Source organism: Vibrio sp. D173a, assembly GCF_030248475.1.
On sequence record NZ_JAHGAH010000193.1, the window covers coordinates 1 to 14,023 of the forward strand.

At 46.1% G+C, this 14,023-nt stretch carries 12 protein-coding genes; 2 read left to right on the plus strand and 10 right to left on the minus strand.

The features are described from left to right. Positions 1 to 137: 137 nt before the first annotated feature. Positions 138 to 773 carry a tetratricopeptide repeat protein gene (locus KIV40_RS18825; protein ID WP_012126472.1) on the minus strand — a complete coding sequence of 212 codons (636 nt, stop codon included), beginning with the start codon at positions 771 to 773 and terminating at the stop codon, positions 138 to 140. A 232-nt stretch (positions 774 to 1,005) separates the two neighbouring features. Further along, on the minus strand, positions 1,006 to 2,322 hold the full coding sequence (locus KIV40_RS18830) for an adenylosuccinate synthase (RefSeq protein ID WP_005432780.1): 1,317 nt from the start codon (positions 2,320 to 2,322) through the stop codon (positions 1,006 to 1,008). A gap of 173 nt (positions 2,323 to 2,495) precedes the next feature. Between KIV40_RS18830 and KIV40_RS18835 the strand changes: the two genes are divergently transcribed. Next, positions 2,496 to 2,681: a DUF2065 domain-containing protein gene (locus KIV40_RS18835; protein WP_005432777.1), complete on the plus strand. Its 186-nt coding sequence runs from the start codon at positions 2,496 to 2,498 to the stop codon at positions 2,679 to 2,681. Between the two features lie 112 nt (positions 2,682 to 2,793). Here KIV40_RS18835 and hflC read toward each other — a convergent pair whose 3' ends face one another. The 8 genes from hflC to tsaE all read right to left on the minus strand — a co-directional run bounded on the left by hflC (position 2,794) and on the right by tsaE (position 11,995). Continuing rightward, positions 2,794 to 3,774 (minus strand): protease modulator HflC, encoded by a 981-nt coding sequence (hflC, locus tag KIV40_RS18840; RefSeq protein ID WP_005432778.1) that lies wholly within the window; start codon positions 3,772 to 3,774, stop codon positions 2,794 to 2,796. A 2-nt stretch (positions 3,775 to 3,776) separates the two neighbouring features. Next, the gene (gene hflK / locus KIV40_RS18845; RefSeq protein WP_012126474.1) at positions 3,777 to 4,982 is read right to left on the minus strand and encodes an FtsH protease activity modulator HflK; all 1,206 of its coding nucleotides are present in this window, start codon (positions 4,980 to 4,982) and stop codon (positions 3,777 to 3,779) included. A 45-nt stretch (positions 4,983 to 5,027) separates the two neighbouring features. Continuing rightward, positions 5,028 to 6,317 (minus strand): ribosome rescue GTPase HflX, encoded by a 1,290-nt coding sequence (gene hflX, locus KIV40_RS18850; protein WP_005532170.1) that lies wholly within the window; start codon positions 6,315 to 6,317, stop codon positions 5,028 to 5,030. A 38-nt stretch (positions 6,318 to 6,355) separates the two neighbouring features. Beyond that, complete coding sequence (hfq, locus tag KIV40_RS18855) at positions 6,356 to 6,619, minus strand: RNA chaperone Hfq (RefSeq protein WP_005438329.1); 264 nt, start codon at positions 6,617 to 6,619, stop codon at positions 6,356 to 6,358. 194 nt (positions 6,620 to 6,813) lie between these two features. Further along, on the minus strand, positions 6,814 to 7,746 hold the full coding sequence (gene miaA / locus KIV40_RS18860) for a tRNA (adenosine(37)-N6)-dimethylallyltransferase MiaA (RefSeq protein WP_005438326.1): 933 nt from the start codon (positions 7,744 to 7,746) through the stop codon (positions 6,814 to 6,816). Further along, entirely contained in the window at positions 7,743 to 9,788 is a 2,046-nt protein-coding gene (mutL, locus tag KIV40_RS18865) for a DNA mismatch repair endonuclease MutL (protein WP_285350733.1), read from the minus strand. Before mutL ends, miaA begins: the two co-directional genes overlap by 4 nt. An 18-nt stretch (positions 9,789 to 9,806) precedes the next feature. Continuing rightward, the gene (locus tag KIV40_RS18870) at positions 9,807 to 11,537 is read right to left on the minus strand and encodes an N-acetylmuramoyl-L-alanine amidase (RefSeq protein ID WP_285350734.1); all 1,731 of its coding nucleotides are present in this window, start codon (positions 11,535 to 11,537) and stop codon (positions 9,807 to 9,809) included. Beyond that, positions 11,531 to 11,995, minus strand: a complete 465-nt coding sequence (gene tsaE / locus KIV40_RS18875; RefSeq protein ID WP_285350736.1) for a tRNA (adenosine(37)-N6)-threonylcarbamoyltransferase complex ATPase subunit type 1 TsaE — start codon at positions 11,993 to 11,995, stop codon at positions 11,531 to 11,533. Before tsaE ends, KIV40_RS18870 begins: the two co-directional genes overlap by 7 nt. Positions 11,996 to 12,292: 297 nt before the next feature. Here tsaE and queG point away from each other — a divergent pair, with 297 nt between their 5' ends. Continuing rightward, the gene (gene queG, locus KIV40_RS18880) at positions 12,293 to 13,420 is read left to right on the plus strand and encodes a tRNA epoxyqueuosine(34) reductase QueG (protein ID WP_012126477.1); all 1,128 of its coding nucleotides are present in this window, start codon (positions 12,293 to 12,295) and stop codon (positions 13,418 to 13,420) included. Positions 13,421 to 14,023 lie beyond the last annotated feature (603 nt).

Consider the following 14,023-nt stretch of genomic DNA (forward strand, 5'->3'; position numbering starts at 1 on the left):
TTATGGAGCGCTTACACACAAAGTCGTTTAATCACTCACGATTACGCTTCGGGAAAAACAACAAAGCCCACATAATGTGGGCTTTGTTGTATGTATTGGCAGAGCTTTATGAAGTTACTGGTATTTTAAGAGTACATCTACCAGAAGGTGTCGCGGCGCTTAGCACGCGCAATAATGTTTTGCGGCATGCGTTGCTCAAGACCGTTTCTCAGCATCGCAATACGCTTGTGTTTTCTTTGGTCGGCAGTCACCGAGTTGTACAGCCAACGGTAAGCATCTTCGTAGTCGAGCGGACTGCCATAATCACGCAACAGTAGCTCAGCAAGATGAATACGCGCATTTAGATTGCCCATTGCCGCCGCTTCTCGCAGGTATGGGATTGCACGTTCTTTATCTTGTTGGACTAAAGTACCGCGAGAGTAATAGCGACCTAGCTGCTCTAGTGCAGCTGGCAAACCTTGGTGAGCTGCGTTTTCCATGTAGTAAAGACCGAGTTCTACATCTTGTTCTACACACACGCCCCACGCCAACATATCGCCATAAAGGAATTCATAAGACGGCAAGTTAATGCGCGTCGCACGTGCCACGATATCTTCTACCAACTGGCAGTTATCAGCGCGCACGCGCTCTAGGTGCTTATTCTGCTCAATAAGCTTTATAAGCTCTGCTTCGGTGTAGATGGGGACAGGCGCCCCTACATCGGCAACATTTGCCTTAGCCGATGTCGCACTCAGCATCAATAACAGTGAAGCAGCCACTGTTCGTAACTTCATAAATGTACTCTTTAAGGTATCTAAGAAACCAAAGATTAGCCAAGGATCTCCTCTGCTTAATAACCTTATCGGCAAAGGTCAGTTAAGCTTTAGGCAATTTTTGCCTCCTACTTAAGCTTAACGGCAAATATTTGCCACAGTGAGTCGCATTTTTCAGTAATGAACCTAACTCACAGATACAAAAAAGCCAGCGATAAACGCTGGCTTTTACAACTGTCTGAACAATCAGGAATTAAGCACCGTATGGGTGAACCTTGATGATTGTTTCGTTACGGTCAGGACCTGTAGAAATGATGTCTACTGGAACACCTGTTAGTTCTTCGATACGTTTGATGTAATCAAGAGCAGCTTGTGGAAGCGCATCGATTGATTTAGCACCAAATGTTGTCTCAGACCAACCAGGCATTGTTTCGTAGATTGGCGTTGCCTCTTCGAATGACTCAGCAGCCATTGGAGAAACTTCTAGGATAGCGCCATCTTTCATCTTGTAACCAGTACAGATCTTGATCTCTTTAAGACCATCAAGAACGTCTAGTTTAGTTAGACACATACCCGTTAGAGAGTTGATTTGGATTGCACGACGCATTGCTACTGCATCAAACCAACCTGTACGACGTAGACGACCAGTCGTTGCACCAAACTCGTGGCCAACATCACCTAGGTGTTTACCAACTGGATCTTGCTTATCTAGACCGTCGTATAGTTCTGTAGGGAATGGACCTGAACCAACGCGAGTACAGTACGCCTTAGTGATACCAAGGATGTAACCGATGTGACGAGGACCAAAACCAGAACCTGCAGCAACACCACCAGCAGTCGTGTTAGAAGAAGTTACGTACGGGTAAGTACCGTGGTCGATATCTAGTAGCGTACCTTGAGCACCTTCGAACATGATCTTGTCGCCGCGCTTACGTGCTGCGTCTAGTTCGTCAGTTACGTCCATAACCATTGAAGTTAGTAGATCTGCGTAACCCATGCACTGCTCAAGAACTTCATCGTAGCTTACTGTGTCAGCTTTGTAGAAGTGCTCTAGTTGGAAGTTATGGAATTCCATTACTTCTTTCAGTTTCTCAGCGAACATTTCTTTATCGAAAAGGTCACCAACGCGTAGACCGCGACGAGCAACTTTATCTTCGTATGCTGGACCGATACCACGACCCGTTGTACCAATAGCTTTCGCGCCACGAGCGATTTCACGCGCGTTGTCGATAGCGATATGGTACGGAAGAATTAGAGGACAAGCTTCAGAAACGAAAAGACGCTCACGTACTGGGATACCGCGCTCTTCAAGAGGCTTCATTTCTTTCAGAAGTGCTTCAGGCGATAGTACAACGCCATTACCGATAACACATTTTACGTTATCGCGAAGGATACCTGATGGAATTAAGTGAAGAACGGTTTTTTCACCGTCAATTACAAGTGTGTGACCTGCATTGTGACCGCCTTGGTAGCGTACCACGTATTTTGCATCTTCAGTTAAAAGGTCTACAATTTTACCTTTACCTTCGTCACCCCATTGGGTGCCTAGGACGACTACGTTATTTCCCATCTTTCCAAGTCTGATTGCTAGTTAAAAATGGATTCTAGCACCGAATCACTCTTCTTGCAGTCATTTTTTGTTCACAGAGTTGATACTAGAATGCAAACTCGCCAACCTTGTTCATTTCGAAATCACTACATCACTGATAATATTTACTTTTCATAACTCAACTAGGAATCATGATGTCTGAGTCTATTTGGCTAGCGATAGGGCTAGTATTGATTGTTGAAGGTATTGGGCCGTTGGTCGCCCCAAATGGCTGGCGTAACATGGTGGCTCAGTTGAGTGAACAACCTGATAACCATTTACGTCGCATTGGTGGCTGCTTAGTAGTGGCCGGTGCTGTCATCGCTATCATGATGAGTTAATCGCACTTCTGAATCCTATCTCAAGTCTGTTTAGCACACACCGATAGGTGCAAAATAGAGATACAAAAAAGGCTCCATCACGGAGCCTTTTCAATTTGCTTGAACGCTGAGCTTATTTCGCTTCTGCGCCTTTCGCATTGTTCATGTATTGGAAGAATTCACTCTTCGGATCCAGAACAAGGATGTCACTCTTAGAGCTGAACGATTTCTCGTAAGCCTTTAGAGAGCGTAGGAAGCTGAAGAACTCAGGATCTTTATTGTACGCATCTGCGTAGATCTTCGCCGCTTCTGCATCTGCTGCACCTCGTGTTACACGAGCTGTTTTGTCTGCTTCTGCAAGAATCGTTGCCACTTCAAGCTCAGCTTGTGCACGGATGACTTCTGCTTTCTCACGACCTTGAGAGCGGAACTTACGCGCTACTGACTCACGTTCTGCACGCATACGACGGTAAATCGACTCACTGATTTCATCAGGTAGGTTGATTTTCTTAATACGAAAATCAACAACCCTAACACCAAGGTCTTTCATCGCACTTTCTCGCGTATCGCTGAGAACTTCAGACATAATCACATCACGTTCACCATCAATTTCGAGAGCTTTAAGAGCGGCTTCAGTCGTTAGTTCACCTTCAACTTCGCCGACCAAATCTTGGCTCTTCTTACGTGGCCCTGAAATAATCTGCTTGATTTCACGCGAACCAATTTCTGAACGTAAAACGTCAGTTACTTTACGCTCTAAAAGTGCTTCAGCTGTCAGCGTGTTACCGCCACCAGTCGCTAGATAGTAACGACCGAAATCTTCAATACGCCACTTCGCGTAGGTATCGATGATTACGTCTTTTTTCTCAGACGTTACGAAACGGTCAGCACGGCCATCCATTGTTTGGATACGTGCGTCCAGTTTTTTAACACGATCGAACAGCGGCATTTTAAAATGCAAACCCGGCTCGTAAATTCGAGTGATGTCGTTATTGTCTTTTAAGACACGACCGAATCGAACCACAATACCGCGTTCACCTTCAGGAATCACAAACAGTGACATCAGCATTAATGCCAGTGCGATGACCAGTACAGGGATCATTAACTTACGCATTCTTAGTATCTCCCTTGACGTGTACCAGTTGAACGAGACTGCGTGTTCGAAGTGTCTTCTTGCGAACGCTCAGATTCCAATTGGATATGATCGTACGTTGAAGTCGATTTCGATTTACGTTTAGTGTCTGTTTGACCATCTTTACCAGCCAATTTATCAATTGGAAGGTAAAGAAGGTTGCCGCTAGATTCAGAGTCAATCAGCACTTTCGATGTGCTTGAGTAAACCTCTTCCATAGTGTCTAGGTACAGACGGTCACGAGTTACACCCGGTGCCGCTTGGTATTCAGGTAGTAGTTTTTCAAACTGAGCTACTTGACCAAGTGCTTCGTTAGTTACACGCTCGTTGTAACCTTGCGCTTCTTTCTTCAAACGCTCTGCACGACCAGTTGCTTTAGGCAAGATTTCGTTCTTGTAAGCTTCTGCTTCACGGATGAAACGCTCTTCATCCTCACGTGCTGCGATTGCATCATCAAACGCATCTTTCACTTGCTCTGGCGGACGCGCAGACTGAAAGTTCACGTCAACAATCACGATGCCCATATCGTAGCTATCGATGATTTGGTTCAGCGTTTCTTGTGTCGTTTGACGGATTTGCTGACGACCACTTGTTAGGATGCTATCCATCAGTGAGTCACCAATTACCGCACGTAACGCAGAATCCGTTGCTTGACGCAAGCTGTCATCCGCATTGGTTACGCGATATAGATATTTGTATGGGTCAGCAACACGATATTGAACGTCCATCGCTACCGTTACTACGTTTTCATCTTTAGTCAGCATTAGACCTGATGCACGTAGCGAACGAATCGCTTGCACGTTAACCGCTTCGTATTCGTCGATAAAACGAGGACGCCAGTTCAGACCTGGGTCCACGATACGGTCGTATTTACCTAAACGCAGCACGACACCGCGCTCTGCTTCACCGATGGTGTAAAAGCCAGCGAAGAACCACACCGCAATCGCGATAACTGCAATGACACCAAAGCCAATCGCACTACCGCCACCGCCGATAGGTGAACCACCGCCGCCGCCTTTTTTACCAAATTTGCCCCCCAGCTTTTGACTCAGTTTGCTGAACACTTCATCTAAATCTGGCGGACCTTGATCTCGGCCACCAGGACGCTGGCCACCACGATTATTATTACCCCAAGGGTCATTATCGCGGCCATTGTTGCCGTTGTTATTTCCAGGCTCATTCCACGCCATTAGAAAGCTCCATCATTTGATATGACGTTATACTGTAGCAGTCCTTTAAGTGACTATAAAGTCGACTAAAACTGCCCCTTCTCTTTTTTCAAGTCTAGACCAATCTACCTGTTGCATTCGAATATTGATCAACAAGTTACCTTCCTGATCATATTCCTCACGTTGAATACACTTCATTTGGAAGAATGTACTACGGAATCGTCCTTGATACTGTGGAGGAATTCGCAACTGATGCTCAACCATTTGCGACGCTAAACGCTCGGTCAGCGCGTCAAACAGAAGATCAATGCCTAATCCGTCCATCGCGGAAACCCAGACCGTACGAGGCACGCCTTCCTCATCACGTTCTATACGTGGTTTCTGTTCTTCTAGATTGTCAATCTTGTTCATTACTACGAGTGTCGGCACTTCATGTGCGTCGATCTCTTCTAAGACTTCATGAACAGCTTGAATATTCTCACGAAAACGCTCGTCACTGGCATCAACAACATGTAACAAAATGTCAGCTTCTTGCGTTTCCTGCAAGGTCGCTTTGAAGGCTGCAACCAAATCGTGAGGTAGGTGTCGGATAAAACCAACGGTATCTGCAAGTATTGCAGGCCCTACATCTGCTAACTCTATCTTACGTAAAGTTGGGTCAAGAGTAGCAAACAGTTGATCTGCCGCGTAAACGCCAGCTTCTGTAATACGGTTGAAGAGTGTAGACTTACCCGCGTTGGTGTAGCCCACGAGAGAAACCGTTGGGATTTCAGCTCGGTTTCGGGCACGACGCCCTTGTTCACGCTGCTTCGCGACTTTTTCAAGACGACGAAGGATAGCTTTAATTCTGTCACGCAATAAACGACGGTCGGTTTCTAACTGGGTTTCACCTGGCCCACGTAGACCGATGCCGCCTTTCTGCCTTTCAAGGTGCGTCCAACCGCGAATTAAACGAGTAGAAATATGACGAAGTTGGGCTAGCTCGACTTGCAGCTTACCTTCGTGTGTTCGTGCTCGTTGAGCAAAGATATCGAGGATGAGACCGGTGCGGTCGAGGACTCGACATTTGCACAGTGCTTCGAGGTTACGTTCTTGGGCAGGAGAGAGGGAGTGATTAAAAATCACAATTTCAGCACCAGTTAATTGTACCGCAGTAGCAATTTCTTGCGCCTTACCCTCTCCGACATAGTATTTCGGGTGTGGGGATTGACGACTGCCAGTCACAACTTGCAGCGCCTCTACCCCAGCGGAAGATACCAGCATTTCGAATTCAGCCAAGTCTTCCCATTCACCTTCTTGCGTGAAGTTGATATGAACAAGTACGGCTCGCTCACCGGATTCATAACGGTCAAACAAGCAATCAACTCCTTATTTTAGCAATACTAAATGAAGAATTAATCTTCAGATTTCTCTTGTGGACGGTCACCTTGAGGACGATCACCACTGTGGTGGCTCACTGGACGAGCCGGAACAACGGTAGAGATTGCGTGCTTGTACACCATTTGGTTAACAGTGTTCTTCAATAGGATCACGAACTGATCGAAAGATTCGATCTGACCTTGCAGTTTGATACCGTTCACAAGGTAGATAGATACCGGGATACGCTCACGACGTAGCGCATTTAGGAATGGGTCTTGTAGAGATTGCCCCTTAGCCATTTTATTTTCCTTATTTAATTTGTAGTTGTAATTATTTAGCTAGTGGTGCAATGCAAAAGGTACTGCTTTTTGCATCTGAGCTAAACGAATCAAAAATGCACTCTAAGTAATTAGCAGCATAGTATAAAAACCGCCAATAACAGATCCTTTGAGAGTGCGTTCACGCAAAAACGATCACATTATACACAGCTATCTCAATCAGATGCTATTGCTTCTGACATGGTTTCAAGTGCCTGTTCAATGTTATCGCTATCCAACCAAGTTAAATCATTCCAGCTGCGTAACCAGGTGATTTGACGCTTGGCCAATTGACGAGTTGCACATATGCCACGAAAAACGGCTTCGTCGCGTGTGCAGTCCCCATCTAAGTACTCCCACATCTGTCTGTAGCCGACGCAACGGATAGAAGGAAGATCAGGGTGAAGATCTTTGCGCGCATACAACGCTTTCATTTCCTCTTCAAAACCCGCTTCCATCATCTTATCGAAACGTAGTTCAATTCGACGGTGAAGTTCTGCCCTGTCCTTGGGAGCTATTGCAAACTGTTTGACTCGGTAAGGCAAGCTGTCGCCTTTTGTTTGAGTCAACTCAGTAAGAGTTTTACCTGAAATGCGGAATACTTCCAATGCCCTAGATAAACGTTGAGGATCATTAGGATGGATTCTCGCAGCTGACACAGGATCAATCTCTTTCAGCTCATCGTGCAACACCGACCAACCTTTAGTCAATGCCTCTTGCTCAATTTGCTGACGAATTTCAGGATTTGCAGCAGGAAGTGGTGATAAGCCTTCAAGTAAGGCTTTGTAATACAACATGGTTCCGCCAACTAGTAGCGGAATTTTTCCTTCTGCAACAATGTCATCCATTGCCTGTAGTGCATCACGACGGAAGTCCGCCGCAGAGTATGATTCACTTGGATCAAGAATATCGATAAGACGATGTGGCGCTAAGCTAAGCTCGCGCTCATCTGGCTTTGCCGTGCCGATATTCATGTCTTTGTAGATTAACGCCGAGTCCACGCTGATGATCTCAACTGGGTATCTCTGGCGAAGTCGAATCGCTAGCTCTGTTTTACCTGATGCGGTTGGCCCCATTAGAAATAGCGCCAAAGGTAGTTTGTCTGTCATGGTCTTAATTTGGCAATCGTGGCAGAGAAATCAACAGCAGACACAAATTTTGTATCTTCTAATGGCAATTGACCATGTCTTAGCTGTTCAAGTTCCGCAATAATTTGAATGGCTTCGGAAAGAGTATAGTGGCTCTTAACAGTAGTGACCTGCAAAGCAAGCCAATCTATCAGCTCTGATAGCAGCTGAACCGTTGCCACCTCTCCTCTCACGCGAGTTTGCGCGTAAGATAACAGATCTGGTATCAAATTTTGTAAGTTTTGTTGACGCAGTGGTGATGGTACGCCCATGACCATTAAAGCTTTGTCATTTCGAGCTTTCAGTTGAATGCCCAACTGCGCAAAATCTTGCTGATAATCGCGCGCAAGCTCAACTAATTCTGGCTCTAACTTAACGGATAATGGAACCAACAGTGGCTGAGCTTTTAACGATCCGTCACTTGGTGTGAGCTGACCTTTGGTCCGATAAAATTCCGCTCTTGGCAACGCGACCAAAGCTGCACCACTATCGCTGCTCATCAAGACAAACTGCTCGTCCACCACAGCCAGCGCTTTACTTAATGCTGTAACTGGCGGTAAAGCAGCTTCTGCCGATATGCTAACTGACGCTTTTGGAGCTTCTTTTTGAGGCTCAAAATCTGGCGTTTGAAGCAATTCATGATAAGCGCGCACTTCTTGTTTACTTGGCGCAGACTCAGCATGACGTTGCTCTCTGTTAGAACTTGGTTTAGGCGCAGGTTTTGATTCAACCCAATCTGTTCGTCTGAAAGAATCTGCCGGACGTGCTTCTCGCACAGAAGCATCACTTGACGCCCTATCGCGAGGTTTCGATTCATAGTCTGAACGCCCTGGATAAGCCGGAGTGTTATCAATCGCTTGATATACACGTTCTGGCACAGATGAACTGGCCTGCTCCGGTTTACTTACTGGCTCCGGCAAACTTGCTGCTTCAGGAGCAGACATCATCGCCTCAAATGGTTCTATCGGCTGGGCAGGATCTGCATGGTGGAATGCAGATTCGTTTACGTGTGGTTTATCTATCACTGAGCTTTGCGCAAGCGCGTCTGCCAAAGCTTGATAGATAAAGTCATGCACTAAGCGGGCTTGATGGAAACGCACTTCATGCTTAGCAGGGTGCACGTTAACGTCCACCTGGTGCGGGTCGAGCTCAATAAACAATACATACGCGGCGAATTGATCCGGCTTTAAGCTGGTTTCGTAACTTTGGCGAATCGCGTGGTTGATCAACTTGTCACGCATCATGCGACCATTCACGTAGCAGTATTGTAAGTCACTCTGCTGTCTCGCCCCTTCTGGCGTGGTAATCCAGCCATGCAGCTTAAGACCTTGATGCTCCAATTCGATACGTAGCATATTACGCACAAAGGCATTACCACATACTGCAGCAATACGCTTTTCGGTCTGAAGCTGATTCTTTGCCGCACGGTATTGGCGAATCATTTTGCCGTTATGACGCACGTTGATAGTGACATCAAAGCGGCTCAATGCAATGCGCTTCAATAATTCATCGATATGAGCAAATTCAGTTTTCTCGGTACGGAGGAATTTACGGCGAGCGGGAGTGTTAAAAAACAAATCGAGCACTTCAACCGACGTACCAATTGGGTGTGCCGTCGGCTGGAGTTTAACCTTCATGTCACGCCCTTCCGAGTAGGCACTCCACGCTTGCTCTTGCGCTGCCGGGCGAGAAGTCATGGTCAAGCGCGATACCGAACTGATACTCGCTAGCGCCTCACCACGGAAACCCAAACTCATGATGGCTTCAAGATCGTCCAATGTGTGGATCTTAGAGGTGGCATGACGACTCAACGCCAGACCTAACTCATCTTTCACAATCCCTTTGCCGTTATCGCGCACGCGAATCAGCTTGGCGCCCCCTTTCTCGATATCAATATCAATTCGAGTGGCACCAGAGTCGAGACTGTTTTCTACCAGTTCTTTCACGACAGAGGCGGGCCTTTCAACCACTTCCCCTGCCGCGATTTGGTTTGCCAGCCGAGCAGGCAAAATCTTAATGGTCATGATGAGTTATAAGCTCACTTATTTATTTGGAATGATCAGCACCTGTCCCACGGCGAGTTCATCAGAACGCAGGTTATTCGCTTTGCGGATGCTGGAAACACTCACGCCGTATTTCGATGCAATCTTACCTAGGTATTCACCACGAGCAACCTTGTGCTTGCGGATTGGTTTGTCCTTCACTGCGACCGTGATCTTCAATTCCTGACCAACCCAAACTGTGTCTGATTTCAGATTGTTCTCGCGACGAATATCCGCAATCTTCACCTTGTAATGGCTAGCGATCTTACCGAGGAACTCACCAGACTTAACAGTATGTGTGATCGTCTCGGTCTCAACGGTATTTGGGGTATTCGGTACAGAAACAGAAGCAGCGCCAGTACCAGGAATTTTCAACTTCTGACCAACCGCCAAACCGCTTGATTTAAGCTTGTTCGCGCTCATGATTGCTTTGGTCGACGTACCGTATTTCTGAGCAATCACAGACAACGACTCACCACGCTTCACTGTGTGAACCGAAGGCTTAGAAGAAGACGAGAACACCGTACCTTCTGGCGGGTTATCTTTCAGGTATTGCACTACCGCTTTAGTGATCGCTCGCGCTAACTTGTCTTGGTGAGAGCGCTGGAACAGCAGCTTCTCTTCCGTTGGGTTTGAGATAAAGCCCGTTTCAACCAACACAGACGGAATCTGCGGAGAGCGCAAAACTGCCAAGCTGGTATTGATTGGTTTCGAGTTGTGTAGACGAGCCACTTTGCCCATCTCACCTAGAATGTTTGTCGCTAATTTATAGCCTTCCTTCTGCGAATGGCTGAACTGAAGATCTAATAAGGTTTGGTTGACGTTGCGGTCATTTGAATTACTCACAAACGCCGTACCCGATCCGCCGAGCAATTCAGATTGTCTCTCGTGGTTTTCGACCCAACGTGAAATTTCAGTGTTTGCACGACGCGTGTTCAACACGAACACCGAACCACCGCGCGGCTTTGGTGAAGTAAACGCATCAGCGTGGATTGAAATCAATAAGTGTGCATTGTTCTCACGAGCAATTGCAACGCGTCGGTTAAGGTTAACAAAGTAGTCACCGCTGCGCGTCATTCGTGTTTTGATCCCCGGTACTGCATTTAATTGAGCAGAAAGCTTGCGAGAAATGCTCAGTACCGCGTCTTTTTCGTATTTACGGCGTGATGGTCCAATCGAGCCTGGGTCTTCGCCACCGTGGCCTGGGTCAATCACAATAAGAATTTCTTGTGCACGTTGCACCGTGCTCATGTCTTTGCTCGGTGTCGTAGGCTTACTCGGTTTAGTCGCACTGGTTGCTGGTGTGGATTTCTTTGCACCATGCGGCAAATCGATCACTAAACGGTGGCCATATTGTCCAGCAGGTGTTGGTTTAAGCGTGAATAGCTCCGCTTTCACATTCTTCTTCAGCTCGAACACCAAACGGAATGTGCCTTTGTTCGGCGGCGAACTCTTACGAACGCGCTTTAACACAGGACTGTCGGTTACCGTAACAGGTAACTTAGCTTGCATAGAGGTGTTTTTGAGATCCACCACTAAGCGATCCGGGCTAGATAAAGAGAAATAGGAATAGTCAGCTTCCGCATTCAGGTCGATGACGACACGAGTCTCATCAGGTGAAGGCCAAACTCGGAAACTTTTTACGACGTTAGCAAATGCTAAATTGGGGATGATAAGGAGAAAAGTGGCGACAAATGCCGCCACTACTCTAAATTTTGAAAGACTCAACATAGCTCCAATCGACTGAGTAACTGCACACCATATTTATTGTTCGCCGTTAATTCGGCTACGCGCTGCTCGCCCTGGTAGCGAATATCCACATCAAGATCCGGCTGTGGCAGCATTCCTTGCCCTTTTTCTGGCCATTCCACCAAACAAATCGCATCATCCGTGAAGTAATCGCGAATCCCCATGAATTCTAATTCTTCCGGATCAGCCAGTCGGTAAAGATCAAAATGGTAAACTTGCCACTTATCCAATTGATAAGGTTCAACCAAAGTATAGGTCGGGCTTTTTACATTTCCTTGATGACCAAGAGCACGGACAAAACCACGACTGAAGGTTGTTTTACCTGCACCCAGATCGCCATGCAAATAAATGGTGGTTTGTTGAGAACAAAGCTGAGCCAATGCGGTGCCCAGTGCTACCGTTTCATGCTCATCTTTAAGATTAAATTGTTTCGTGCTCATTGATGTTTCTCTAACTAACGATCGTTGACTATATAAAAATCAAAAGAACAGGAATAGTAAACTGTGTTGGTTTTGAGAGACAAGCTCTCAAATGTCATATATGCGAAAAAATGACCAAAAAAGACAAAACCTAATTACCTGATTCTATTGAGTGCATAAGCAAAATTACTCATGCCTACGTCAACTTTTGATGACTTGGTTTCAAAACCTATTTCTCGACTTTCTGTCTAGACTTTCTGGTGGCGCCCATTCATAAGATCCGGTAAGATCCGCCCCCTTTTATCTCGGTGATAAAACATGAACTACGAACAACTCGCTCAACAAATCAAAGTTTGGGGTAAAGAGCTCGGCTTCCAGAAAGTCGGTATCTGCGATGTTGATCTTAGTGAACATGAGGCCGCTCTGCAAAAGTGGCTTGATGCTGGCTATCATGGCTCTATGGACTGGATGGCTCGTCACGGCATGATGCGCGCCAGGCCAAATGAACTTCTGCCGGGAACAGTACGCGTCATCAGCGTGCGCATGGATTACCTACCACCAGAAGCCAAGTTTGCTTCCAATTTGGCAAATAAGAACTACGCATACATCAGTCGCTATGCACTTGGCCGTGATTATCACAAGTTGGTGAGAAAGCAGCTTAATAAGCTTGGCAAACTTATTGAGCAAGAAGTCGGCCAATATGGCTATCGCCCCTTTGTCGACTCAGCCCCTATCCTTGAACGCCCACTGGCTCAAAAAGCCGGGTTAGGCTGGACGGGCAAGCACTCTCTCATCTTGGATAAGGACTGTGGCTCTTGGTTTTTCCTTGGCGAGTTACTTATCGACTTACCATTACCAGTAGACGAACCAAGTGTTGACCAATGTGACAAGTGTAAAGCGTGCATCACATCATGTCCGACACAAGCAATCGTCGATGAAAAAGTCGTGGATGCTAGACGATGTATCTCGTATCTCACTATCGAATTTGATGGTGTTATTCCTGAAGAGTTCCGCAAGCCAATGGGAAATCGCATCTACGGGTGTGATGACTGCCAACTCGTTTGCCCTTGGAATCGATACGCAGACATAACCGAGCAAGAAGACTTCCATCGCCGCGACAGTTTTGAAGACCCAGATCTCGTCACCATGTTTAATTGGGATGAACCAACTTTCCTAAAACAAATGGAAGGTTCTGCGATTCGTCGCATTGGACACTTGCAATGGCTGCGTAATATTTCTGTCGCACTTGGTAATACAGAATACAGCCAAAGAACGATTGACGCTCTAGAGGCCCGTCGTGGTGAAAGTGAGTTACTGGATGAACATATTAATTGGGCTCTAGGACAACAACTCAGCCAAATTCCTACCGCTGAATCAGACTCTATCGAGACGAAGAAGAAGCGTTTAATTAGAATCGTCGAAAAAGGCCTTCCGAGAGACGCATAACGCGTAGCTCATATGCAAGAGATTGAAAACTCTTTTTACATGATCAATTTATGACCTTGTTCTCAATTCTGTAATGTGGAAAAAAATTAGAGAATTGCAAGATTTCAGGGAAGAGAAAAAAGTTAAACACAACCTGAAGAAATGATTAGGATCAAAAAAACACAAAATAATGATCCTGATTTAACGCACCCGATCCGCAATAAAACAAAGTTTTCCTCTAAAAAACATACACTTATGCAATAAAGAAAAACTTTCATGGCTTTTGCATAAAGAAAAGATCTTTCTTTCTAGCCCATAAAATCCAAGCTGAAAACACTTTATCAACCAACTTATCCACAGAACAAGACATGTGGATAACTCTGTTAATTAATAAGCAGAAAGCACTCCGAATACCAGAATATTCGCTGCTCAGACAAGTCGTCTCATGTTTAAAACACAAACGAAATCGTCCGACATCGACTGATGCGGATTAAAATATTATTTTTCAGGGGTTCATGCTTCGCAGCATTATGAAAAGAGCGATGTGAATTGGTTGCGGGAGCCGGATTTGAACCGACGACCTTCGGGTTATGAGCCCGACGAGCTACCAAGCTGCTCCATCCC

Bases quoted from the DNA above. Each gene is read 5' to 3' on its own strand.
- KIV40_RS18825 (WP_012126472.1), bottom strand. From the start codon at position 773: ATGAAGTTACGAACAGTGGCTGCTTCACTGTTATTGATGCTGAGTGCG.
- KIV40_RS18830 (WP_005432780.1), bottom strand. From the start codon at position 2,322: ATGGGAAATAACGTAGTCGTCCTAGGCACCCAATGGGGTGACGAAGGT.
- KIV40_RS18835 (WP_005432777.1), top strand. From the start codon at position 2,496: ATGTCTGAGTCTATTTGGCTAGCGATAGGGCTAGTATTGATTGTTGAA.
- hflC (WP_005432778.1), bottom strand. From the start codon at position 3,774: ATGCGTAAGTTAATGATCCCTGTACTGGTCATCGCACTGGCATTAATG.
- hflK (WP_012126474.1), bottom strand. From the start codon at position 4,982: ATGGCGTGGAATGAGCCTGGAAATAACAACGGCAACAATGGCCGCGAT.
- hfq (WP_005438329.1), bottom strand. From the start codon at position 6,619: ATGGCTAAGGGGCAATCTCTACAAGACCCATTCCTAAATGCGCTACGT.
- miaA (WP_005438326.1), bottom strand. From the start codon at position 7,746: ATGACAGACAAACTACCTTTGGCGCTATTTCTAATGGGGCCAACCGCA.
- mutL (WP_285350733.1), bottom strand. From the start codon at position 9,788: ATGACCATTAAGATTTTGCCTGCTCGGCTGGCAAACCAAATCGCGGCA.
- KIV40_RS18870 (WP_285350734.1), bottom strand. From the start codon at position 11,537: ATGTTGAGTCTTTCAAAATTTAGAGTAGTGGCGGCATTTGTCGCCACT.
- tsaE (WP_285350736.1), bottom strand. From the start codon at position 11,995: ATGAGCACGAAACAATTTAATCTTAAAGATGAGCATGAAACGGTAGCA.
- queG (WP_012126477.1), top strand. From the start codon at position 12,293: ATGAACTACGAACAACTCGCTCAACAAATCAAAGTTTGGGGTAAAGAG.